Raw genomic sequence first — 23,734 nt, forward strand, 5'->3', positions numbered from 1 at the left:
CGACCGACATAATCGACATATTCTATTCCGGGCCCGATGGCTGGCCGCTCTGCGCTGCGCTGGTCGATCCCAATCACCGGCTGTCGACCTCCCACGTCGTTATAATGATGCATGGCGGCGGCCCCGACCACCAGAGCCTGATACCGTTGGCGCGCCGGCTGTGCGACCGGCGTGCGGTAGTGCTGCCCGATATCCGTGGCTATGGCCGGTCCCCTTGCAGCGAAAACGCGAAACATACCTGGACGTCCTACTCTGCCGACGTGATGTCGCTTCTCGATCACCTGAAAGTCGATTCCGCCATCGTCGGCGGCGCGGGACTTGGCGCCACGATCACTTTACGAACCGCACTCGCCCACAAGGAGAGAGTGAGAGCGGCCATTTTGATCAGCGTTGAAGACATCGAAGACGACGAGGCCAAAGCGGCTGAAACGGCATTCATGCGCGAGTTCGCGACGCGCGTCCGCGAGGAAGGGCTTCATGCGGCGTGGGCGCCAATCCTGCCGAATCTCGCGCCGGTCATTCGCGAGATGGTTTACGACGCGATTCCGCGAAGCACTTCCGCCAGCATTGCGGCTGCGGCGGCAATCGGTGAGGACCGCGCCTTCCGCAGCGTCGGCGAACTCGCAGACATAAATATGCCGGCGTTGGTCATTCCAGGAATGGATGAGAGGCATCCCATAGCCCTAGCGAAGCAGCTCGCTCACCTGCTGCCGCACGGCAAGCTTGCTGCGGCAGAAATGTCGGACGCGATAGTGACAACCGAAGATTTTGCGCGATGCTTCGCGCCTGCCATTCGCGAATTCCTGAACGAGCTTTCGGCGCTGCCCACAGCATCCGCATGAAATCAGCCTCCTCGGGTCGCAGTCGCGCCGATGCCGCCGACCCTGTGCCGCAGCCGTATGACTTTGTAAGGCCTATCGGAAATTCATGTCGGAACACTTGGAATTTGGACGGTCTCACCTGTATAGACGGGTGATGGAAATTCCTTTTCGAACAAGCTCAAACGGGATCGACCGATCGCCGGCCGGACATGGCACCCAAGACGCTCCTCCTCGCTATGCCGCGATCAAGCAGAGCATATCGGATGCGGTTCGTAACGGGAGCTTGAAGCCTGGCGATCGCATCCCGTCGGAATCCGAGCTCGTCGAGAAATTTGACGTGTCGCGCATGACCGCAAATCGGGCGCTTCGCGAGTTGCAATCGGCAGGTGTTATCACCCGGCGCGCAGGCAGCGGCTCATTCATCGCCGAGCCGAAACCGATCGGGCACATGATCGAAATCCGAAACATCGCAGATGAAATTCGCGGACGCGGTCACGACTACCGGGCCCGGGTCATCCAGAATAGCGAAGAGAAGGCCGGCGCCGAAACCGCGGCGCTGCTCGAAGTGTCGGTGGGTACGAAAATCTTCCATTCGATCATTGTCCACCATGAGGCCGAGTTTCCGATCCAGCTTGAGGAGCGGTTCGTGCTCGCGTCGGCGGCGCCAGACTATGGCGCGCTCGATTTCACCCAACTCACGCCGAACGAATATCTGACGCGCACCGCCCCGCTCGAGCGGGTCGAGCACCGCGTTTGCGCGACGATGCCCGATGCGCGCACGCGCGGCATGCTCGGCCTGAAGGAGGGGGAGCCTGTCCTGCGGATGACCCGGCGGACCTGGAGCCGCGGGCGCCTGGTGTCGCACGCCTGGCTTTCCCATCCGGGCACGCGCTTCGAGCTTTCGGCCGCCTTTTCGGTCGACGGCTGATACGTCAGGTCGTGCTGGCGGTCACTTGGGGCTTGCGGCGGCGGCGCAGCCAGCGGAAGTCGGCGCGGCTGAAGCTCTTGAACAACAGGTAGAAGCCGGTCCCCGAAAGCCACAGCGCGCCAAAGGCGACGAAGATGATCAGCGGGTGGTTGAAGCTCGACCGGTTGATGTAATCCATATTGTGGAGCATCCAGAAGAAGTCCCAAGTGCGCCAGGTATCGCCGCGCATCACCAGAAAACGCGCGGTGTCGAGCGAAACATAGGCGCTGCTATTCTCGGCATCGGCAAAGTCGACGCGCCACATGGCGCCTTCGAAATCGCGCGATTCGAGGTTCGGCTTTGCGAGCACGCTCACCTTGCGGATCGGCGCCTCGTTCATCATCACCGCGACGTCGCGGGCAAGCGCCGCGTCGACACGAACATCCTCGCCGCTCGTCGCATCGACCAGCCGGACGCCCTTGGCCGAGCGCAGCTCATACACCGGCCGGGCGCCAAGATCGCGCAGGACCACGCCGGTGACGGGTTCACCGCGCGGCAAGGCGGCGACGTCGAAATATTCACCCGCCGGCAAGGGATGCGCGTGGCTCATCCCGCCGCCGTGACCGCCGACCTTGTCCTTGTCGAGCAGCGCCATCACCGAGCCGCTCAAGGCCCAAAGCAGGAACTGGAGCCCGAGAATGAGTCCGACCCATTTGTGGATGCGCCGGAAGAAAAGCGGCGAGAGGCGTATCATCTTCATGCCTTCTTCCTCTTGCGGCGCTTGAAGGACCAGATCAGCAGCCATGCGCCCGTCAGTGCCATGGCAAAGGCGCTCCAGGTCGCGACGCGGAGCAGCGGATTGTTCACGTCGGTGCGCTCGTCATAATCCATGATGTGGAGCATCCACGCGAAGTCGAAGACGCGCCACAGCGCGTGGCGACGCGAGATCAACTCGCCCGTCTGCGGCGACAGGTAGAGCGTCGGGCGGTTCCAGCCTTCGAACTCGACCTGCCAATAGGGCGGTTTGCGCGACTGCATTTCCTGCGGCGCTTTGGTAAGCAGCCGCACCGCAACGATATCGCCGTCGCCGGCATAGATGCGCCGCGCCTGCTCGCGAACCTGGGACTCGGTCAGGAGAGGCAGCGGCGCACCCGAGCGGCCGTCGAACAGGCGCGGCCCGTCGGGCGTTTCAGCGCGCCAGACCGGACGGCCCGAAAAGCGCTGGAGGCGGATTTCGGAGACCCCCGGCGCGGCCGCGACGACCTTCGACGGCGCTGCGAGGCCGTCGAGGTCGAAGGGCTGGGTCACCGGGGAGCGCACCAGATGATCGCCGTGGATGGTGTCGATGTGAACGACCACCATGTAGAAGCCGGTCAATGTCCAGAGCAGCGCCTGGACGCCGACCACCAGCGCCAGCCATTTATGCGTCCGCCGAACAAGCAGCGGCCAACGGATCGCCATCTTCGAATTCCTCAGAAGGCGGTGCGGAAGCCGACATAGAAGCGCCGGCCGAGCAGGTCATAGGTCATCGTATCGGTGTTCGCATCGGTGAAGCTCTGGATATAGGGCGCCTTGCGATCGAACAGATTATCGACTCCGACCTGGAACCGCGTTTTCTCGTCGATCTCAAAAGCGACCTGAAGATTATGATAGAAGACGTTCGGCGTGCTGTAGCCGATTTCTCCGGGCGCGGCGTTGAAGTCGGTCGCCTTGCCGATCCACTGCGTCGACCAGGTCGCGCTGATCCCGTCCTTTTCGGCCGTCAACACGCCATAACCGCGCCACTTCGGATAGCCACCATTACCGCCGCCGATGAAGCCGTCGAAATCGATCGGCGCGCCGCCCGGGAAAGGCAGGACGACATATTTGTTTAGGTAGGTCAGGTTGACGTCGAGCGAGATGTTCACGCTGCCGATGTCGTTGTTGTAGACAAGACCAAGATCGAGGCCATTCATTTCCTCACGCCCGGTGTTGATCGGCTGAGCGGAGAGGAAGGTGACCTCGCCGGTCAGCGGGCTGCGCGTAAAATCTTCGCAGAAAGGATGCGAGAGATTCTGGCTCGCGTAGCATATTCCGAGCTTGGTCGACCCGGGGATTGCACGGATCGCGTCCTTGATCTTGATGTCGAACCAGTCGGCGGTGAGCGAAAGGCCCGGGATGAGCCCCTTCGGGGAGATGACCGTGCCGACTGTCCAGGTCGTCGAACTCTCGGGTTTCAGATTCTCGTTGCCGCCGACCGTCGTCAGGATCGTCGTGCCCAACTGGACATAATTGGCCGGTACGCCCGACGCCTGACAATTGGCGATCAGCGTCGCATTGCCGCTGGTCGCATAGCGCGAGCAGGGATCGGTGGTGGTGAGATTGCCCTCGGATACGCCGCCGAACAGTTCGGGAACGTTGGGGATGCGGAATCCCGTGCCGTAGGTGCCGCGCAGACGGAAGCTGTCGCTGATCATCCAGTCGAGGCTGGCCTTGTAGTTCCAGTCGCTGCCGAACAGGTCATAGTCCGAATAGCGCACCGCTCCGCCCGCCGTCAGCGATTCGAAGAAGGGCTTGCCGGCAAGAATCGGAACCGACAGTTCCAGATAGGCTTCCTTCGCCGTGCTCGTCCCCGAGATCGGATCCTGCTGGTTGGTATTGGCGATGCCGAGCACGGTCAGCGGATCGGGATCGCGCCAGCCCTTCTCCTTGCGGTAGACGACGCCGGCGGCGAACGACACGGGGCCCGCGGGCAGCTTGAAGAGGTCGCCGTTCAGATCCGCGGTGACGGTCGCGAGTTCATTGCCTCCCCGATCGCGCGAGGTGAAGAGGATATAGTCGAGCGCTTGCGGGGTCAGATCGCCGAAGCCCAAATAGTCAGCGCAGGGGATCGACGCGCCCGCGGCGAGGCTGCACTTGCTGGTATCGAGCGTGTTGGCGACGCGCTCGAGATTGGCGATATTTGTCGAACCATCAACCGCGGTGTTGCGGCCGAACGCGCCGGCGACTTCCCAGCCCCAGTTGTTCGACAGCTTGCCGCGCAAACCGAAGGTGCCCTGCCAGGTGTCGGTTTCCTGGAAGAACTGGCGCGGTCCCGGCTCGGCAAGGCGCCGCTGGACTAGGACGATGTTCTGGCCGGTGGGGTTGGTCGGATTGCTTGCCGCGATCGACAGGTTGCGCAGCGTTCCGGGGGTCGCGATCTGGTTCGACTTGCGAAAGGTATAGAGAAATTCGCCAAACGCCTCGATGTTGTCGCTGAGGTCATAGTCGGCGAAGAAGGCCGTGCTGACGCGCTCGACCGGGCTCACCGCGTTGAGGAACGGGTTCGAATTGAAATTATGCTTCGCTGCGCTGTAGGGCTCGAAGAAATTGCCGTTGCCGCCGAGCACCTGGTTGAAGTTGATCTGCTGGCCGTTCGGCAGCACCGCGCGGCCGCCGATCGTCGATGCGCTGTTGACGCAGCTCAGCTGGCCTGGCGTGGTTTCGGCGAGCGAACAGGGCGCGCGCGATGCCATATTGACCGCGCTGGTCTTCTGATAGGTAACAGCGGCCATGAAACCGCCGCGATCGTTCCGGACGCCCCACAGAAGATCGGCGGTGAAGTCCGAGCCGTCGCCCTTTTCGGTGATCCCCTGCCGCACGCTAAGGCCGAGACCTTCATAGTCGGTGCGGGTCACGAGGTTGACCACGCCCGCCATGGCGTCGGCGCCGTAGATCGCCGATGCACCGTCCTTGAGGACATCGGTGCGCGCGAGCGCGGCGACCGGGATCATGTTGAGGTCGGGCGACGAGTTCGCACCCGTGCCACCCGCGACGAGGCGGCGGCCGTTGAGCAGCACGAGGGTGCGCTTGATGCCGAGGCCGCGCAAGTTGACCTGCGCCGTGCCATAACCGTTGTTCGCCCAATAGGCCGAGGTCTGGTTGCCCGCAAAGCCGGCGTTGGCGGGAAGGCGCTGCAGCACCGTTTCTATATTGACGACCCCGGTGTTCTCGATCTGCTCGGCCGACACGACCGTCGCGGGACCGACGCCGGCGAGGTCCTGCCTGCGGATGCGCGATCCGGTCACGACGATGTCCGATCCGTTCGGCGCGTCCTCGGCGGCGGGTGACTGCGGAGCAGTCTCGCTCTGCGCGAACACTGGCGTTGCAAAGGTGGCGACCGCCGCGGCGCTGGCGAGCAAAATTGTCCTGGTCATCATAGCGAAACCCCCTGATGGTTACTTGATTCCCGTCAGAAAGCACCAAATGTATATACAGGTCAATAGCAATTTATTGAATCATATCAATTAGTTATGATGAAAATCGCGGACGCATGATACATATTAAATACGCATCCGGGCGCTGTACCCCTCACCAAATTTGAAATTTTTTTGCTGGCTCAAGCCTTTTTGCGCAAGGAGGCGGCCGGCTACAGCTGTGGCCTGCTCATGAAATGACAGGATAACTGGGTCGGCGCAACGCGAGACGGCCGATATGAGATCGCTCAGTGCGAAAGTATCTGTTCGAGAAAGGTCCGTGCGCGCTCGCTTTTCGGCGCGGCGAAAAAATCGGCCGGTCTTGCGTCTTCGATGATCTGCCCTTGGTCCATGAAAAGAATGCGATCGGCCGCCTCGCGCGCGAATCCCATTTCGTGCGTTACGCACACCATCGTCCGTCCTTCACCAGCAAGCGCCGTCATCACATCGAGCACCTCCTTGATCATCTCGGGATCGAGTGCCGAAGTCGGCTCGTCGAAGAGGAGAATCCGGGGTTCCATCGCCAGCGCGCGGGCTATAGCCGCCCGCTGCTGCTGCCCGCCCGAAAGCTGCCCCGGATATTTGCCCGCCTGGTCGCCGATCCTCACTTTGTCCAAATAGGATATGGCGCGCGCTTCGGCCTCCGGAAGAGACAGGCCGCCAAGCAGGACCGGCGCCAGGGTGCAATTTTCGAGCACCGTCTTGTGCGGAAACAGATTGAACTGCTGGAAGACCATGCCGACGGCGCGGAGCGCCGCCGCTGCCTCCCGCGACGCCTCTGTTACCTTGACTCCCTCGATCAGAACGGAACCGGAGTCGGGCGCCTCGAGCATGTTCATGCAGCGAATGAGCGTTGATTTGCCGGAGCCCGAAGGCCCGCAGATCACGATCCGCTCGCGCGGGGCGATTTCGAGGTCTATCGCGCGGAGCGCATGATAGGCGCCATAATATTTCTCGACCAGTCGCAAGCTGACGGCTGCGCGGTCCGAACCGTCGGTCATGACGCCTGCCCCGGACCGCGCAACGCCCGTACGCGCGCGAACGCCGCATCAAGGTCCGCGATCAAATCTTGCGGCGCTTCGAGTCCGGCGTGGATACGGATCAGGGCCCCATCGGTCTCACCATTGGGAAAATCGCGGATTGGGGCAGGCCACGCCGGAACCGCGAGACTTTCGAAACCGCCCCAACTCGACCCCAACTGGAAAAGCGCGAGCTCGTTAAAAAAGGCACTGGTTTCCAGCGGCGTCAGGCGATCGAGCTGAACACCAAATAATCCGGACGCACCGGTGAAATCCCGCTTCCAGATCGCATGACCGGGATCGGCGGGATGGGCCGGATAGCGGACCGCGATCACTTCGGGTTGCTCGACGAACCAGTCGATCAGCGTCGCAGCGGTGCGTTGGTGGCGTTCGAGCCGCGCATCCAGCGTCCTGATGCCCCGGTGGACCAGATAGCAATTGTCGGGACTCGCGCAGTTCCCCCAGCGCGCCGCCGCGTCCTTGAGCTGGCGGTAGACAGCATTGCTGGCGGCCGTCATCGTGCCGAGCAGACAGTCGGAATGTCCGGAGAGATATTTGGTCGCCGAAGCAAGCGAGATATCGACCCCATGGGCCAGGGGCTTGAAGAAGAGCGGAGTCGCCCAGGTATTGTCCAGAGCGGTCAAAATACCCCGGCTGCGCGCGACCGCCGTAATAGCGGGCACGTCGATCATGTCGAATGTCTGCGAGCCCGGGGTCTCCATATAGATGAGCCGTGTGTTGCTGCGGCACAGCCCGGCAATCTCCGCGCCGATATCGGGCCGGAAATATTCTACCTCGACCCCCAAACGTGCGAGCACGTCGGTCAGAAACTTACGTGTCGGCCCATAGACGCAATCCGCAACGAGCAGATGGTCGCCTGCGGCCACGAAAGCCGTGAGAGTGAGCGCGATCGCGCTCGTTCCAGACGAGGTGATGACGGTAGCACAGCCGGCTTCGAGCTCGCTGACGGCTTCGGCGAGCGCAAAGGTCGTTCGCGTACCGTACAGGCCATAGATGACCTCATCGTAGAGGCCTTGATGCCGATCCATATAGGCCTCGACGCTGTCATAGATAATGGTCGATGCCCGATCGACGGGCGGATTGATGAGGCCCCGCTGATCGCGCGGCCGGGGACCGCCGTGCACGGCACGCGTCGGATCCTGCCAGGCGCGACCCTTCGGGTTCACCGGCTCCCCGGGCCACTGTGCGTCGTGATTATCCTGCATAGTTTAGTTTCCGTTCGATCTTCATGCTGAGCCGGGACAGGGAGAAGCAGAGGAGAAAAAAGATTGTCCCGGTAAAGAGATAGGCTTCGGCGAAATAGGGGCGCCATTGCGCCTCGACATAGGAAAGACGGGTCGTCTGCAACAAATCGAAGACCCCGACGATGAGGACGAGGGTTGTATTCTTCACCTCGCTGATCGAGGTGTTGACCAGCCCCGGCACGCTGACTTTCAGGGCCTGCGGCAACAGGATGTGGCGCCGCGCCTGCCACTTGGTGAGACCCAGCGCCTGTGCGGCCTCGGCTTGCCCAACGGGAACCGCCATCAGGCCGCCCCGGATGACCTCGGCCATATAGGCGGCGGTGAAGAGAATAAGCGCGATCTGGACGCGCGGCAGGCTGTCGATCGAGAGATAGGAGGGTACGAACAGCGGGAACAGAACCGCAGCGAGAAAGAGCACGCCGATCAGGGGCGTTCCGCGGACCAACTCGATGAAGGCGACGCTCGGCCAGCGCACGCCGCGCCGCGTGGATCTACGGCCGAATGCGAGGAGTATGGCCAAGGGAAAAGCGCCGACCACCGCGAGGCTCGCGAGCAGCAGTGTGACCGGCAGGCCGCTCCACTTCTCCATCGGCACATAGGAAAGGCCCGCGAATCCGCCGTGCATCAGAAGCACTGCGACCGCGATCGCGCCGAGCCAGGCAAGACCGAGGCGGCTGCGCCAAAATCGCGGGACGAAGGAGATCGCGAGGCATGAAAGCAGCGCGGTTGCGGCGGCGGCGGACCGCCACTGCTCGGCTTCGGGATAGGTCCCAAAGAGAATGAGCCTCGCATTTTCGCGAAGGAACGGCCAACAGGCGCCGCTGGCCAAACGGCACTCGGCCGCGCCTCCGGCGAATGTCGCTTCGAACAACAACCACGAGAATCCCTTGCCGACGAGAGCCGCGGTCAAGGTGAGGATAGCGAAGGTCAGGATCGATTGGCGCCTTCCGCTGACCAGATTGCGCCGCACCCATGTCGGCCAAGCCGCGATCGAGCGCAGCGGAAATGATTCGCGTGTCACCTGGATGCTCCGGCCGGGCTGCCCGGCGACGCTCCAGCCCAACCGGCGAGCATAACGGCCGGTGACGAACGACAAGGACAGCGAAAGCAGGAGGAAGGTGGCGACGATCAGGCCAACGCCTTCGATCGCCTGGCCTGTCTGGCTGATGACGGTATCGACCACGGAGACAAACTCGGGATATCCGATCGCCACCCCCAGGGAGCTGTTCTTGATCGTGTTGAGATGCCAGCTCGTCATCGGCGGTATCGCAATGCGCAGCGCCTGGGGAATCACGATCCGTCCCATCGTTTGCGCGGGCGACAGACCGAGCGCTTTGGCGGCCTCGCTCTGTCCTGCGGGAACCGCGAGGATCGCGCCGCGGAATATCTCGGCCAGATAGGCCGAGGCATAGATCGATAGGCTGGCGACCAGTGTCAGAAACTCGGTGGAGAGCGACAATCCGCCAATGGTTCCGAAGCGCCCCGCCCTCGGCAGATCAAATCCGCCCCACAACATCAGCGGAACCACAGCAATGCCGGCGAGGGCCAGCGCGGTGCGCACGCGAACCCACCTCCGCCGCACGGCAGCGAACAGGATCGCCCAGGCGATGATAGCGATCAGCAGGGCGGGCATAGCCGGATCGGCAAGGGTAAGCGCCGGGACGTGCAATCCTCGATTGTCGAGGTCGAACGCACCGACGGCGCCTGGACCGGGGCCGGGCAGACCGAACAGCAGCACGGCGTACCAGACGAACATCTGGAGCAGCAGCGGAATGTTGCGGACCAGCTCGATATAAAGACCAGAGAGGCTCGCAAGCAGCCAGCTGGAAGACAGGCGCGCCATACAGACCGCGAGGCCGAGGAGGGTCGAGAAGATGATGCCCAGCGCCGCTATCAGAAGCGTGTTGAGCAGCCCCACGGTCAGCGCAGCGGCATAGGAGTCGCCCGGCGCGTAGCTGATCAGCGTTTCACCGATCGCGAAGCCCGCCCGGTCGAACAGGAAGCCGAATCCCGTCCGGATATTCCGGTCCGCCAGATTGTCCGCCAATGTCGCGAACAGGCCGTAGGCGGCCACAAGCCCGCCCGCCAAAAACAGCCAGGGCAGCGCAGCGATCGCGAGCCGTCTCGGCGCCGCGATCATCGCATCGGCAGCGGGTAGATCAGCCCGCCGTCCCGATAGAGCTTATTCTGCCCGCGCTCGACGCCGAGCGGCGTAATGTGCCGGTTGAAGATCTCACCATAATTGCCCGTCGCCTCGATCGCCCGATATGCCCAGTCATCATCGAGGCCGAGTGACTTGCCAAATCCCGGCAAGCCGCCGAGCATCTTGCGAACTTCAGGGTCGCGCGAGGTTATGCGCATGCGCGCCGCATTCGCCCGGGTGACGCCCATTTCCTCAGCCGCGAAGAGCGCGTTCAGCACCCATTTGTTAATCTCGAACCATTGCTCGTCGTCGCTGCGCACGACGGGGCCGACCGGCTCCTTGGTAAGCCGCTCGGGCAGCACCACATAATCGTCCGGACGCGCGGCATCGGCGAGGCGGATCACGGTCAGCGTGAAGGCGTCGGTGGTCATCGCGTCGCAGCGCCCGGCAAAGAAGGCAAGCTTTGCTTCCTCGGGATTCTCGAACACGACCGACTGGAAGCGCAACCCCTTGCGCTCGAAATATTCAGCGGTGTTGAGTTCGGAAGTCGTCCCCTTGGTGATGCAGATCGATGCGCCCTCGAGATCCGCTGGCAGCCGCACGCCCGATCGCCGGGGCACCAAGAAGCTCTGCCCGTCATAATACATGGTGCCGACGAAATTTACCCCGAGGTCGGTATCGCGGGTCAGCGTCCATGTGGTCGTCCGCGAGAGGACATCGGCCTCGCCCGTCTGCACGATCGTGAAGCGCTTGTTCGAGGCGACCGGCATGAAGCGGACCTTGCGGGCATCGCCGAGGACCGCAGCGGCGAGCGCCCGGCAGTAGTCGACGAAGAATCCCTGCCAGCGTCCCCGTTTGTCGAGGTAGGACATGCCAAGCTGACCCGTATGAATGGCGCAGTTAAGCGTTCCGCGCGAGCGAATCCGCGCGAGCGTCGATCCCTTCGCCGCGGCAATCTCGTATCCGCCGGTAGCCGCCGGCTCGCTGTCGCAGCCGGCAAGTAGCACGGCGCTGGCGGCGAGCAGCGCCGGAAGCCAGTGGCGCCGAGCATGCGACCTATTCATGAACAAGGCTTTCGATGCTAGTGCCATAAGAAATAGCTATAGGGAGCAATGTCCGATGAACCTCCGTCACCTCGAAGCCTTCAGGGCCGTGATGCTCTCGGGATCGGTCACCCAGGCCGCGCAGTCGCTTAACCTGTCGCAACCCGCGGTGAGCAAAATGCTTGCCGAGCTCGAGCATCAGCTGGGCTTTCAGCTCTTCCTGCGCTCGCGCGGCAGCGCGCTCACCGTGACGCCGGAAGCCGATGCCTTTTTCTATGAAGTCGAGCGGAGCTTCTCGGGAATTGCGGCCTTGAAACGGGTAGCGGAAGACATCCGCAACATGGCGACCGGCACGCTCCGGATCGCCGCTCTGCCGGCGCTCGCGGTCAGTTTCCTGCCGCGGGTGATCGCCGCCTTTCGCGAGACGCATCCCGGCGTCACCGTCCAGTTGCAAACCCGCAGTTCCTCGACGGTGCGGCAATGGATGGCAAACCAGCAGTTCGACATCGGACTCGCGACGCCGGCGCGCGAATTGCCCGGAATAAGTATGGAGCGCTTCCTGCGCTGCCCGGGCGCCTGCGTTCTCCCTGCCGGTCACCGACTGGCCGCCAAGGACGTCATCCGGCCGGCCGATCTCGAAGGCGAGCCCTTCATTTCGCTCGCGCTCGAGGACGGCGTGCGCCACCGCATTGACCGCATTTTCGAGGACGCGGGCGTTCAGCGCGAGATGGTCATCGAGACCCAATATGCGATGACCATCTGCGCCCTTGTCATGCAGGGCGTCGGATGTTCGATCCTCAACCCCGTGACCGCCGCTGATTACGCCGAGCGGGGCCTTACGGTCCGTGATTTCGCGCCGGAGGTCCATTTCGAATATATGCTCTTCACGCCAAAGTTGAGGCCGATGTCCCAAGTCGCTGCGGCCTTCATCGCGGTGCTCGTATCGCACCGCGACGCGATGTTCGGCTCCGACGCCGGTTGAAGACGCAAGACGCCGCACGGCGGTCACGGCCATCAATCAGAAGGAAGCGGTCGCGCGGACGTACCAGAAACCCCCGTTGAACCCGGTCGGCGCGAAGCGGAGATAACGGATCCCGTTGTTGATCTGGGATTGCCGCGCCTCGACGTCGGGATAATTGTCGAAGATATTCTCGCCGCCGACCGCGAGCTTGAGCATATCGCTGACGCGGTAGGACAGCTCGAGATCGACCAGCAGTTCGGCGCCGCCCGTCTGGTCGGCAGTCGGCGCCGCGCCATAATCGGTCCATTTGCCATAATAGTTGGCGCGCGCGACGAAGCCGAAGCGCTCGCCCGCATAAGTGAAGGACGCATTGCCCTTCCACTTCGGAACAAAGCCCTCAAGTTCAAGCAGCCGCTCACGGTCCGCGGTGATCACCGGCGAGGCCTTAATCACGTCGGTCTTGGTATAATTGCCGTTGAGGCCCAACGTGGCCTTGCCGCCGCCAAGGTCGAAGCCGACTGTCAGCACGGCATCGACGCCTTGGGTGCGGCTGTCGAAGGAGTTGGTGAAGAAGCTCACCTGCTGGAAGGAGTCCCCGCCGGGAATGCCGAGCGCAGCAAGCTGTGCGCGCTGCGCCGGGGTGAGATTGAAATTGCCCGACACCGCGATCCGGTCTTCGACCTTGATGTTGAAATAGTCGAGCGTGAAGGTGATGCGATTGGAAGGCTTTACCACGAGGCCTCCGGCGAAATTGAACGAATTTTCGGGCTTAAGCGGCGTCGCGCCAAAGAATTGCGCCACCGGATTGTTCGGCGCGATAATGCCCGCCGTCAGCGGCGCGCCGGTTACGGAGTCGATGTTGGTCTGGACTTGCGAAGCGTTCGACTGGCCAGGCGTCGGCGCACGAAAGCCGGTGTTGACCGATCCCCGCACCGCGAAAACGTCCGAGAAATCATATCGGCCATTGACCTTCCAGGTGAATTTCGAGCCGAAGTCGGAATAATTCTCGTAGCGGCCCGCGAGACCGAATTGGAGCGCGTCGGTGAGATTGCCTTCAAGCGACGTATAGGCGGCCCAGTTGCTGCGCGCGAACTCACCCGCCTGGATGGGGCTGAAGCCCGGGAACCCGTTAGCGCCGACCGGCAGTCCCACGCGGTTCCCGGTATCGGGATCGATAACCGAGGCGAAGGGTCCGACCTGCCATGATGCGATATCGCCGGCCGTGATCTCATAGGTCTCGCGCCGATACTCGAGACCGCCGGCAAGAGTCAGCGGATCAGAGGTGCCGATCGCGATGGGGTAGGTGAGATCGAGATTGAAAGCGAGTTCGCGCTGCTCGAGCTGCCCCGGCTTGAAGGACGTCGGCGACGCGAGGCCAAGTGACGGATTGACCGTATTGTCGATCCGGTAGGACGCATGATTCTGCCCGTAGGAAGCGCTAAGGTCATAGGTCAGGCCCGAGGAGAATTCACCCTTGAGGCCGGCAGCAAGCGCGGCATCGGTCACTGTCGCGCCGAACTCCGGGGTAAAGCCGCCGGGAAAGAACTGGCGGAAGCTGAATCGCTGTCCGCCCGGCGTATTGGTGAGCGGAATCGAGGTGGAAATGAAACTGGCATTGGGATTGCGGTAGAAGAAGGCCGTCGTGCCGCGGCTCCAGCTGTAATTGCCGAAGGTGTAGAACTCCATCTCGTCCGACAGATCGATGCCCGCGTTGACGAAGATACGCGCCGCCTCGCTCTCGGGATTTCCCCAGCGCTGCGCCGGAACCGGGACATCCTGAACGCCGGCGTCGATAAGCGCCTGCGCGTCGGGACGCTGGATGCCGCGCGATGTCGTGCTGGCGTTCACATACTCGCCGCTGATGTTGACGAAACCCGCATCGGTGAAGGGGAGCCCGACATTGCCCTGGACGAGAAAGTCCTCGCCATCGCCCTTGTAGAATTGACCATAGCGGGCGATCAGCAGGCCGCCCTCGCGGTCGCGGCGCAGACCGAAATTCAGGACGCCCGCGATCGCATCCGACCCATAGAGTGCCGACGCCCCGTCGCGCAGGACCTCGAGCTGGCCGATCGCGATCGACGGGATCGCCGAGAGGTCGGGCCCCTGCGATCCGCGAATATAGGGTACATTGGTGAACTGGACCGTCGCGCCGCGATGGCGCCGCTTGCCGTTCACGAGGACCAGCGTCTGGTCCGGCGGCAGGCCGCGGAGCGAGAAAGGCCGGGTAAACACGGCGCCGTCGTTGCTGACGAGGCGCTGGACGTTGAGCGACGGGACCTCGGTGCGGAGAAGGTCGTTCATATCGGCGGTGCCCTTTTCGAGCAGTTCGGCGCCGGTGATGATGTCGATCGGCTGGGCGGAATCGGCCGCCTTGAGGTCGTTCCGCCGCGTGCCCGTCACGACGATTTCGCCCTGTGTCGTTTCCGCTCGCGGCGCTTCTTCGGCGCTATCCTGTGCGATGGCGGCGCCGGCCGACATGGCTGCCAGGACGGCGATAATCGAGCCACTCGTGCGAAGCAATTTCCTCATGGTCCCCTCCCATTTGCGAAAGCTCTCGGCTTCAATACCGAGCTATCTTCACGGCATCGGCATGACCAGAAATAATCACTACTCATCGCTATAAACGAGATGGTTATTCCATATGGTTATATCTCACTTCCATACGCCAAGGCAGGTTCGAACCGCTCTCACCCCGTCAGCACCGCACGCGAAGACGAACGCGTCGGCGCTTCTGTCGTCCTTTTGTGCAGCGGCTGCCGGGCATGGCGATACCAAACAAATCGCGAAGCTTGCCCAAGCAGCGGGGCGACATGCCGTATCGGCACATGCCCTCTTACATTTTGTCCACATCATGCCCGGCATGGGGATCGGTCTCGGGTTCAACAGGTTTGGGCGCGTCCGGCACGACCTTTGCCCGCGGCGGCACAGTCGCTTTCGCGGCGGGTTCCTGCTTGGGCCGGGCTTTCTCCGGAGGCCTTGCCTTTTGGGTCGCTATCGCCGGGTCGGATGCGGTTGACGTCTCTTCCGCGACAGGCGCGGGCTCGACCATGGCCGGGGTCTGAGTGGCAGGGACCTCGCTCGGTTCCGGTGTGGCGTCGCTCTCCTGCGCCGGTTCGGCGCCGCATCCCGCGAGAGCAAGCATCAGCGCGGTGATAGCCGCTAGGGGAATGAATCTCGTCATATCTGTCTCCTTATCTTGCCGGCAGGTCATGCGCGGAATTCAGAAATCTCGCCGTCGCCGCTGAACTGCATCACTTCGAATGCGTCCACGCTTCCATCTGGCATTTCCATCCCCGGAGACCCGCGCGGCATGCCGGGCACGGCGATTCCGCGAATGTCGCGTGGTTTGTCGCGGAGGAGTTTCGCCACATGCCGCATCGGCACATGACCCTCGATCGCATAGCCGCCGATAACGGCCGTGTGGCACGACGCCAGTCGCGCCGGCACGCCATATCGGACCTTGACGGCAGCCATGTCGGCGCGGTCCTCGACGACCACCCGATAGTCAGCTTTGCGCGCAATGTCCGCCCAGGCTTCGCAGCAACCGCATTCGGGATCGCGATAGACGAGCATCTGCCTCGCATTCGCCGTATCGACGCGCGGCGCCCGGGCGGCGTCTTTCTCGCCGGTCGCACTTGGTCCCGACGAAGGTTTGCAAGCCGCAAGCGCCATCCCCGATCCAGCCGCAACCAGACCGAGAAGATGGCGTCGGGTCATCGGGCTTGTCATGTCATTTCCTCGCGAGAATGGTCTTCATCTGTTCGATTTCGGCTGCCTGTCCCGCGATGATGCCACGGCAGAGCTCGCGTATTTCGGCGTCCTTGAGCGATGCCTGTTCGCACATGAGAATGGCGCCCGAATGGTGCGGGATCATCGAACGCAAGAAGGCCGTGTCACCGATCGTCGTCTGCGTCCGGATGAGCGCAAAGCTCCCGAAGAAGGCGACCGCCGATCCCAGCAACAGGACCGCGTTGAGACGCTTCGACGGAAACATGTCGCGCATCGCGACGATCATCAGCACGACCATCGGCGAGACCATCATCAGCGTCATGTAGAGCATGTTGAGATTGTTGTAGAAGCTCGAGAGGCGGTCGATCATGACGAACATCACGAGATACATGATGATCCCGCTGACGATCGTCTGCAGCGCAAGGCTGCGATAGGCTGGTTTCACGGCATTTCTCCTCAACCTGTCGCCACCCCGCGAAACTTCTAGAACCAGGCCCGCACCCCCATCACGAAGCTGACACCATTGGTGTCCTCGCCCGCTGCCCGCGCGAAGCGCGCGGTGTCGCCGACCTTGCGTGCCCATTCGACACCCACATAAGGCGCGAACTCCTTCACGACTTCGTAGCGAAGGCGAAGCCCGAGTTCGACGTCCGAGAGGCCTGAGCCGATGCCGGTCTCGGGCACGTCCTGCAGCGCGAAATTGACCTCCGCCATAGGCTGGAGGATCAGTTTTTGGGTGATGCGCTGGTCGTAATAGCCTTCAAGCCGGGCGAGCAGGTCGCCCTTGTTCGAAAGGAACAGCGCGCCCTCGACTTCGAACCAATAGGGTGCGAGCCCCTCGAAGCCGATGGTCGCATAGGTGCGGTCGGGGCCGGGTCCGAGATCCTGCCTGATCCCTGCCTGCGCGTTGAAATAGGGGCCGATCGCCCGGCTGTAGAGTGCCTGCACCTCGGCGCCCTCGATGCCTTCGCCGAAAACGCCCTCGCCTTCGCTCTTGAGCGTCAGCCGGTTGATGTCGCCGCCATACCAGGCCTCTCCGTCCCAACGGAACCCGTCACGGCCCTTGCGCGCCTGATATTCGGCGAGATTGAAGCTGATAAAGGCGATGGTCTGAGCGCCATTTTCCTTCATCATGTCGTGGCGCGAGTGGTCCATTTCGGCTTTGGGGTAGATGCGATCGGCGTACCAGTCGCCCGGGGGCGCCGGCGCGGTGGCATCGCCCGGCGGCAGGTCGGTGCCGCTCTTTCCGGTCGTGCCCTCGATTCCCCCCATGGCATCCGCGGGTGCTGTTTTCGGTGTGCAGTGGCCCATCTTGGCGTGCTCGGGCGGACAATCCGGATCGGCCGCCGGGACCATGTCATGATCCATAGCTCCCTTATCGGGTTCTTTCTTGTCGGGAGCATCCGCCTCCGGCGTGCAATGGCCCATCGCCGCATGCTCGGGCGAGCATTCCGACGCCCGCGACTCCATGTCCATGCCCTGCATGCTGCCCTGATCCATCTGCTCCATCGGCTTTTCGGCGGGCGCTTCAGGCGCGGGCTGCGCTACCGGGGCAGGGGCCGGGCTGGTTGCGGGAGCAGGCGTCGAGCCGTGCATCGAATGATCCATCGACTGGGCTGCGGCGGGGACTGTGAAAGCGAGCGGCGCGATGCTCGAAAGAAGGAGCGCGATGCGGGTCATTGCATGTCTCCCTTCGGGCGAACGCTGACGACGCGCATCATCCCGGCGTGCATATGGTAGAGAAGGTGACAGTGGAACGCCCAATCACCGACCGCGTCGGCGGTGAAATCGAAGGTCGCGATTCCCCCGGGCTGGACAAGTACGGTGTGCTTGCGCGGCGAACGGTCGCCCTTGCCCGTCACCAGTTCGAAGAAATGACCATGCAGATGGATGGGGTGGCTCATCATCGAATCATTGATGAGCTTGATCCGCACCCGCTCGCCTTCGATGAAGGGAATAGGCTCATGATGGTCGGACATCTTCACGCCATCGAACGACCACATGAAGCGTTCCATATTGCCGGTCAGATGGATGTCGAGCGACCGCTCGGCGGCGCGCACGTCGGGATTGCGTTCGAGCGCCACAAGATCGTGGTAGGTCAGCACCTTGTGCCCGACATCCTCGAGCCCCTGCCCCGGCTCGCCCATGCGATCGACCGGCATAGGCGAGATCGTCTGGACGCTGGGGTCACGCTTGACCTGCGGCGCAACGCTGAAGTCGCGCATGCTGTGCTGCATGCCACCCGATCCATGATCCATGCCCGCCATCGAGCCGGCTTCGCCCGCGGGCGTGCAATGGCCCATCTTGGCATGTTCGGGAGAGCAGGAGGGGTCGCCCGCCGGCATGGGCATGGCGCCCATGTCTTCGCCGCCTGAATGGTCCATGCCGGCCATCGAGCCGCCCGACATATCCATATCGCCCATCCCCATGTCCTTCATGGTGGCGAGCGGCCGTTCGCGGAGCGGCGGAACCTCGGCGACCATGCCGGCGCGCGGCGCGAGCGTCGCACGCCCCATGCCCGACCGGTCGTTCGCCTCGGCGACCAGCGTGTAGGCGCGGTCCTCCACCGGGGTCACGACGACGTCGTAGGTTTCGGCAACGGCAATCTGGAATTCGTCGATCTCGGTCGGCACGACATTGAGCCCGTCGGCCTGCACGACGGTCATCCGAAGGCCCGGAATGCGGACATTGAAGATCGTCATCGCCGAGGCATTGACGATGCGTAGCCGCACACGCTCGCCCGGGTTGAACAGCGCGGTCCAATTGTCGCGCGGGCCGTGGCCATTGACGAGGAAGGTGTATGTGGATCCGTTGACATCCGCGACGTCGGTCGGGTCCATCCGCATCGCGCCCCATTCGACGCGTTCCTTCAGCGACTGGTCCTTGCCCGCGAGCAACCCCGACAGAGTCTGGCGCTGCATATTGAAATGGCCGGGATTGACCTTGAGCTTGCGGAAGATCGCCTCGGGCGAAATCTGGCTGTGGTCCGACAGCACCACAACATGCTCACGGTCGTAACCGATCGGGTCGCCGCCGGCGGGGTCGATGACGATCGGCCCGTAGTGGCCGAGTTGCTCCTGAAGCCCCGAATGGCTGTGATACCAATAGGTGCCCGACTGAACGACCGGGAATTCATAAACGAATTTGGAGCGCGGCCTGATGCCGGGAAAACTGACGCCGGGTACGCCGTCCATCTGAAAGGGCAGGATCAGGCCGTGCCAGTGGATCGAGCTGTCTTCGTCAAGATCGTTGACGACGGTGAGGCGTGCGGTCTGTCCTTCCTTCAGCCGGACAAGCGGCGCCGGCACCGTGCCGTTGATCCCGATGGCACGACTGAGCCTGCCGTCGATCCGCATCGTCTGCCGCGCAATGCGCAGGGTGATGTCGTTGCCGGATACGGTGGGCAAGGGCGCGGTGATCCCCGACGAGACCGGCTGTGCCCAGGCCGGGAACCATGCGGCCATCGCCGCGGCCGCGCCGCCGCCTAAAGCTCCACTGACGAACCGACGCCTTTCCATCTGCATATTCTTTCCGACCGTTGCTGACTGTTCCTAAAGCCATACGCAGGCGAGACGGTCGCCCCTCAATAAAAATGCCACGATGAGGGGCCACCGCCTGAATGAGCGGTCCAAATATCAACCCCGCGCATTCGCGGATGTTCCGGCGAGCAATTCCCTGAGCTTGGTGCGCGCACGGTAGAGGCGGGTCTCGACGGTCTTCTCGCTGACCCGCAGAATCACTGCGGTTTCAGCTTGGCTCACATCATCGACACCGCGGAGAAGAAGTACCTCGCGTAAATTCTGCGGCAGCAGATCAATCGCCCCGCGAACTCTCGCAAGCTCGCGCTTGTCGGTCGCCTCGGAATCGGGTGTGGGGCCATCGCTCGCCACATGCTGCGCGCTTTCGAGCGGAAGCGCGCGGGAGAAAAAGGCACGCACCTTCCGTCGGCGAGCCCAGTCGCGACATTTGTTGAGCGCGATGCGGGCAATCCACGTCCGGAACGATCGATCGCCATCATAGCGATCGAGCGCCGAGAAGCCGGCTACGAAGCTTTCCTGCGTCAGGTCCATCGCCTCGTCGGCATCGCCGATCTGCTTGACGATGAGCCGATAGACGCCTGTCTTGTACCGGCGCAACAATTCGCGACAGGCTTCCTCGCGGTGCGCGCGAGCGAGAATCGCCAGTTCCTGGTCGCTACACTGCGATAGGTCGGCGGTCACCGCGCATCGGCGGTCAGCGCCTTGACCACGCTCTTGTCGAACATTTCCGCCTGATCGGGGGACAGGACCCCGCGCATCGCGAAAAGATGCTGGAGCGTTTCCTTCTGCAAAGTCCCCATCACCTCATGGGTATGGTCAATCGCCTCGGTGACGCGCGGCCCATAGCCATGTTCGGCTTCGATCGCCTGCGCGAGACGGACATTGGCGGCGCGCATCTCGAGCTCGAGCGCCCGGCGGCGCCCTGCGAAGTCGGCCTCGATGCGCTCAAGCTTCGCTTGCTGCTCCGTCGTCATATCGAGTTTGCCGTGGAGAAGCGCATGAAGTTCGGTTTCGCTCGCTCTGGGCGCGTCCGATACGATGCGCCCGACGAATACGCCGGCGATGGCAGCGGCGAATGCAATGAGACCCACGAGCAATAGGCGGCGCGACGGCATCGCTACTGCGTTCCCAGCAAGGTGGAGGGTGCCAACGCGCTAGGCGGACCGAACGGGGTTAGGGGGCTCGCCGCGACCGCTGGCTGGGAGACCGCGCTGCCCACGATAATGCCGCCACCGAGCGAGACAAAGGCCGCCAACGCCATCAGGCGGCGCGTCGCCAACGCTTCGCGCCGGCGGATCGCCAATGCGCCCATGATGCGATCGTCCAGCGCGTCGAGCGCTGCAGGCAGATCGATCCTGTCCAAAATGCGAAGCTCCTCATCCATCGATCGTCTCTTCAAACCTTTCCATCAATGTACATACGCGCCGAAGCGCTCCACCCCTCACAACAGAATATTATCCCAGAATATTTGAGGGCCATGCCGACATGCTGCGTATTAGCAGGACAGACACGCAATTGGAGGTGGTTATGTTCAAGTCTCTTCTCCCCTCAGCAGCGGCGGCTTTCGCCCTGCTCCTCATGCCGGCCGCGGCGAGCGCGCACACCAAGCTCATCGGCTCGACGCCGGCCGCCAATTCGACCGTTTCGAAGGTCACGTCGGTCAATCTCAAGTTCAACGAAAAGGTGGTCGCCTCGACCCTCAAGACCGAGCTTGTCATGACCGGAATGCCCGGCATGGCCAATCATGCGCCGATGAAGGTGCCTTACTCGTCGATGATGGGCAAAGACGGCAAGTCGGCGACGCTCATGCTCAAGCGGCCGCTGACGCCCGGGACCTACAAGGTCAAATGGTCGGCGGCGGGTGCCGACACCCACCGCATGGGCAGCGAATTCAGCTTCACCGTCAAGTAAGACGGTGGGCGATCCCGTCCTGATCGGCATCAGGTTCGCGCTCTATGCGGACCTGATGCTTGTTGCCGGTCTCGCTGCGTTCCCGCTTTATGCGCTGACACGAAGCGAACGCCTTGGGCCGCAACCGATGGCCGCGATCTGGCGCGCCGAGCGATGGCTCTGTGCCGCCGGTCTGCTTCTTTCCGCTCTCGGGATGGGCGTGCTCGCGGCTTCGATGCAGGGCGTGGGCCTATTATCTCTGGAGTTTCAGCCCTTCTGGGATCTCGTTCGTGAGACAGATGTCGGGTGGGGCTGGATCTACCGGAGCGCTGCGCATTTGCTCGCGCTGGCGGCGGCCATCTGGATGACCCGGTGGCCGACAACGGCGGCGGCCATAGTCGCGGCCGCCGGCTCGGTTGCCGTCGCAACGCTGGTATGGTCCGGCCATGCGGGCGCGACCGAAGGCACTGCGGGCACCGTCCACCGGATCAGCGACATATTGCATATGATCGCAGCCGCCGTCTGGGTCGGCGCGATCGGCGCCTTCCTTCTGCTGATTTCGCCGCAGCGCATCCGCGAAATACCGGGCGGACTGAGCATTACCGCGCGGAGCCTCGAGCAATTTTCGCTCGTCGGCACGATCTGCGTCCTCGTCATCGCCGCGACCGGCCTCATCAACAGCCAGTTGATCGTCGGCGTCGATAATGTTGGCCGGTCTCTTGGCTCCCCCTATGGACAATTGCTCCTTGCCAAGCTCGCGCTGTTCGCACTGATGCTTGCGCTCGCAGCGGCCAACCGCTGGCGGCTGACACCTGGTCTTGCGGCGGCCATCGCCAACGCCGATACCGAAAGCGTCGATGCCGATCCCGACCGGGCGATCGCGGCCATGCGCAAGAGCTTGGTCCTCGAAGCAGCGGCAGCACTTTCCATACTCGCGCTGGTCGCCTGGTTCGGCACGCTCGAACCTTTCCCGGTTTGACCCCCAACAACGTTTCCTGGACCGGTTCGATCATGCTCGGGACCGGCTGGGCGTTGATCGATGCGCGCATTGGAAGCAGCCGTCCCCATAACCATCTGGCGCATCAGATCAGCCTCGCTGTCGAGTGCGATCTGGAGATTTCCGGCGACGCCGACATCACGGTGCCGACCGGGCATGCGGTCGCCATACCCTCGCATGTGCGCCACCGCCTGGGACCCGAGGGTGCCGTCGTGCGATCTTTCTATCTCGATCCGCTATTTCGCGCCGATGCGCGCCTATCCGCCGGATCGGCACCCGTGCTGCTGGCGCCGGCGGAAACGGCCGGCCTCGGCGGGATCGCAGGCGCCGCGGATGCGAAGCGCTGGGCGTCCGACTATCTCGCCCGGTCGCAGGCGAATCCGGTAGATGCACGCCTGTCCTTAGCGCTCGCGGACCGCGGCGATGTGTCGACCGCGCGCGCTCTTGCCGATGTCGCCTGCCTCTCGCCCTCGCGCCTTCGTGAAATCGTCAGCCGGGACTTTGGCGTACCTCCAGCGAAATTGCTGCAATGGCTCCAGCTCCAGCGGGCGATGCGAGCGCTGGTCGGCGGCGGGGGCCTCGCCGACGCGGCTGCGGCGGGAGGCTTTGCCGATCAATCGCACTTCACGCGTCGCTGCGCCCAATGGCTCGGGGTGACGCCCTCTGCCGGCCTCGTGGGTTTCGCATTCGAAATCGTGCCCTGAGCAAGTCCCGCGTCGAGTCGCCTTGTTCCGGCGAAACGTTCAAGACGGTGTCCTTGCCTGACCCTATTCGGCTTCTCGAGGCCGGTACGCAATCGCAATCCCCGCGGCAGGCTAAAAGCCCAAAAGGAAACGGACCATGCCCGAAAGGAAACCCTCGCCGCGTTCCTACACGCCGGCGGCAGGCTATCACGTACTTACACCCCTTTATGATTTCGGCTTGGCCGTGACGACGCGCGAGCGCGTGTGGCGCGACCGCCTCGTTTACCACATGGCTCTCACCGAGGGCGAGGTCATTCTCGACATTGGTTCGGGTACGGGCAATCTCGCGCTGGCGATCGCACGCCATAGCCAAGGTGTGCGCTACCTAGGAGCCCGTCCACGAACTCTTTTTCGCAGGTGTCGCGGCGGACATGACGGCGTTCGCGCCGGGTTTTGACCTGAGGGGTGGTAGAATCGCGGTGATTGGGTCCGAATGCCGGGTTGGTTGCGGCCTGTGGCGCTG

Annotated in this window: 23 protein-coding genes; 7 read left to right on the forward strand and 16 right to left on the reverse strand. The window is 63.1% G+C overall.

Annotated elements, in window-relative coordinates; genetic code table 11:
* The first annotated feature begins 104 nt into the window (after positions 1 to 104).
* Both CDQ92_RS03665 and hutC read left to right on the forward strand, forming a co-directional pair.
* Positions 105 to 842, forward strand: coding sequence for an alpha/beta fold hydrolase (locus CDQ92_RS03665; RefSeq protein WP_201792025.1), 738 nt, complete (start codon positions 105 to 107; stop codon positions 840 to 842).
* A 133-nt stretch (positions 843 to 975) separates the two neighbouring features.
* On the forward strand, positions 976 to 1,749 hold the full coding sequence (gene hutC / locus CDQ92_RS03670; protein WP_088440012.1) for a histidine utilization repressor: 774 nt from the start codon (positions 976 to 978) through the stop codon (positions 1,747 to 1,749).
* Positions 1,750 to 1,753: 4 nt separating this feature from the next.
* Here the strand turns inward: hutC and CDQ92_RS03675 are convergent, their stop codons facing one another.
* The 7 genes from CDQ92_RS03675 to CDQ92_RS03705 all read right to left on the reverse strand — a co-directional run bounded on the left by CDQ92_RS03675 (position 1,754) and on the right by CDQ92_RS03705 (position 11,433).
* Positions 1,754 to 2,488 carry a PepSY domain-containing protein gene (locus CDQ92_RS03675; protein ID WP_088440013.1) on the reverse strand — a complete coding sequence of 245 codons (735 nt, stop codon included), beginning with the start codon at positions 2,486 to 2,488 and terminating at the stop codon, positions 1,754 to 1,756.
* Entirely contained in the window at positions 2,485 to 3,189 is a 705-nt protein-coding gene (locus CDQ92_RS03680; protein ID WP_088440014.1) for a PepSY domain-containing protein, read from the reverse strand. Before CDQ92_RS03680 ends, CDQ92_RS03675 begins: the two co-directional genes overlap by 4 nt.
* Before the next feature lie 11 nt (positions 3,190 to 3,200).
* Positions 3,201 to 5,906 carry a TonB-dependent receptor domain-containing protein gene (locus CDQ92_RS03685; RefSeq protein ID WP_088440015.1) on the reverse strand — a complete coding sequence of 902 codons (2,706 nt, stop codon included), beginning with the start codon at positions 5,904 to 5,906 and terminating at the stop codon, positions 3,201 to 3,203.
* A gap of 284 nt (positions 5,907 to 6,190) precedes the next feature.
* Entirely contained in the window at positions 6,191 to 6,943 is a 753-nt protein-coding gene (locus CDQ92_RS03690) for an amino acid ABC transporter ATP-binding protein (RefSeq protein WP_088440016.1), read from the reverse strand.
* On the reverse strand, positions 6,940 to 8,187 hold the full coding sequence (metC, locus tag CDQ92_RS03695; RefSeq protein ID WP_088440017.1) for a cystathionine beta-lyase: 1,248 nt from the start codon (positions 8,185 to 8,187) through the stop codon (positions 6,940 to 6,942). Before metC ends, CDQ92_RS03690 begins: the two co-directional genes overlap by 4 nt.
* Positions 8,177 to 10,366 (reverse strand): ABC transporter permease subunit, encoded by a 2,190-nt coding sequence (locus CDQ92_RS03700; protein ID WP_088440018.1) that lies wholly within the window; start codon positions 10,364 to 10,366, stop codon positions 8,177 to 8,179. Before CDQ92_RS03700 ends, metC begins: the two co-directional genes overlap by 11 nt.
* Positions 10,363 to 11,433, reverse strand: a complete 1,071-nt coding sequence (locus CDQ92_RS03705; protein WP_229667234.1) for an amino acid ABC transporter substrate-binding protein — start codon at positions 11,431 to 11,433, stop codon at positions 10,363 to 10,365. Before CDQ92_RS03705 ends, CDQ92_RS03700 begins: the two co-directional genes overlap by 4 nt.
* A 55-nt stretch (positions 11,434 to 11,488) precedes the next feature.
* Between CDQ92_RS03705 and CDQ92_RS03710 the strand changes: the two genes are divergently transcribed.
* Positions 11,489 to 12,394, forward strand: a complete 906-nt coding sequence (locus tag CDQ92_RS03710) for a LysR substrate-binding domain-containing protein (protein ID WP_088440020.1) — start codon at positions 11,489 to 11,491, stop codon at positions 12,392 to 12,394.
* A gap of 36 nt (positions 12,395 to 12,430) precedes the next feature.
* On the opposite strand, the gene CDQ92_RS03715 is transcribed toward CDQ92_RS03710, so the two are convergent.
* The 9 genes from CDQ92_RS03715 to CDQ92_RS03755 all read right to left on the reverse strand — a co-directional run bounded on the left by CDQ92_RS03715 (position 12,431) and on the right by CDQ92_RS03755 (position 21,004).
* On the reverse strand, positions 12,431 to 14,902 hold the full coding sequence (locus CDQ92_RS03715; protein WP_088440021.1) for a TonB-dependent receptor plug domain-containing protein: 2,472 nt from the start codon (positions 14,900 to 14,902) through the stop codon (positions 12,431 to 12,433).
* A gap of 304 nt (positions 14,903 to 15,206) precedes the next feature.
* Positions 15,207 to 15,554 (reverse strand): hypothetical protein, encoded by a 348-nt coding sequence (locus CDQ92_RS03720; protein WP_144035681.1) that lies wholly within the window; start codon positions 15,552 to 15,554, stop codon positions 15,207 to 15,209.
* Positions 15,555 to 15,580: 26 nt separating this feature from the next.
* Positions 15,581 to 16,090 carry a DUF411 domain-containing protein gene (locus CDQ92_RS03725; RefSeq protein ID WP_229667236.1) on the reverse strand — a complete coding sequence of 170 codons (510 nt, stop codon included), beginning with the start codon at positions 16,088 to 16,090 and terminating at the stop codon, positions 15,581 to 15,583.
* A 13-nt stretch (positions 16,091 to 16,103) separates the two neighbouring features.
* Positions 16,104 to 16,493, reverse strand: coding sequence for a DUF305 domain-containing protein (locus tag CDQ92_RS03730; protein WP_229667245.1), 390 nt, complete (start codon positions 16,491 to 16,493; stop codon positions 16,104 to 16,106).
* A 92-nt stretch (positions 16,494 to 16,585) separates the two neighbouring features.
* Positions 16,586 to 17,782 (reverse strand): copper resistance protein B, encoded by a 1,197-nt coding sequence (locus CDQ92_RS03735; protein ID WP_088440025.1) that lies wholly within the window; start codon positions 17,780 to 17,782, stop codon positions 16,586 to 16,588.
* Positions 17,779 to 19,626, reverse strand: coding sequence for a copper resistance system multicopper oxidase (locus CDQ92_RS03740; protein ID WP_088440026.1), 1,848 nt, complete (start codon positions 19,624 to 19,626; stop codon positions 17,779 to 17,781). Before CDQ92_RS03740 ends, CDQ92_RS03735 begins: the two co-directional genes overlap by 4 nt.
* Positions 19,627 to 19,737: 111 nt before the next feature.
* Complete coding sequence (locus CDQ92_RS03745; protein WP_088440027.1) at positions 19,738 to 20,322, reverse strand: RNA polymerase sigma factor; 585 nt, start codon at positions 20,320 to 20,322, stop codon at positions 19,738 to 19,740.
* Positions 20,319 to 20,756 carry a periplasmic heavy metal sensor gene (locus tag CDQ92_RS03750; RefSeq protein WP_088440028.1) on the reverse strand — a complete coding sequence of 146 codons (438 nt, stop codon included), beginning with the start codon at positions 20,754 to 20,756 and terminating at the stop codon, positions 20,319 to 20,321. The genes CDQ92_RS03745 and CDQ92_RS03750 overlap by 4 nt, the downstream gene beginning before the upstream one ends.
* A 2-nt stretch (positions 20,757 to 20,758) precedes the next feature.
* Positions 20,759 to 21,004 carry a hypothetical protein gene (locus CDQ92_RS03755; protein ID WP_144035682.1) on the reverse strand — a complete coding sequence of 82 codons (246 nt, stop codon included), beginning with the start codon at positions 21,002 to 21,004 and terminating at the stop codon, positions 20,759 to 20,761.
* Between the two features lie 164 nt (positions 21,005 to 21,168).
* On the opposite strand from CDQ92_RS03755, the gene copC reads away from it, so the two are divergent.
* The 4 genes from copC (at position 21,169) to CDQ92_RS03775 (ending at position 23,668) form a co-directional block, all read left to right on the forward strand.
* Positions 21,169 to 21,552, forward strand: coding sequence for a copper homeostasis periplasmic binding protein CopC (gene copC / locus CDQ92_RS03760; RefSeq protein WP_088440030.1), 384 nt, complete (start codon positions 21,169 to 21,171; stop codon positions 21,550 to 21,552).
* A gap of 4 nt (positions 21,553 to 21,556) precedes the next feature.
* Entirely contained in the window at positions 21,557 to 22,510 is a 954-nt protein-coding gene (gene copD, locus CDQ92_RS03765) for a copper homeostasis membrane protein CopD (protein WP_088440031.1), read from the forward strand.
* Positions 22,511 to 22,542: 32 nt separating this feature from the next.
* A complete protein-coding gene (locus CDQ92_RS03770) occupies positions 22,543 to 23,232 on the forward strand; it encodes an AraC family transcriptional regulator (RefSeq protein ID WP_088440550.1) in 690 nt (229 codons plus the stop codon).
* Between the two features lie 136 nt (positions 23,233 to 23,368).
* Positions 23,369 to 23,668, forward strand: coding sequence for a class I SAM-dependent methyltransferase (locus CDQ92_RS03775; RefSeq protein WP_229667238.1), 300 nt, complete (start codon positions 23,369 to 23,371; stop codon positions 23,666 to 23,668).
* Positions 23,669 to 23,734: the final 66 nt, after the last annotated feature.

This window comes from Sphingopyxis bauzanensis (assembly GCF_002205675.1).
In the GTDB taxonomy this organism is placed as follows: Bacteria; Pseudomonadota; Alphaproteobacteria; order Sphingomonadales; family Sphingomonadaceae; genus Sphingopyxis; species Sphingopyxis bauzanensis.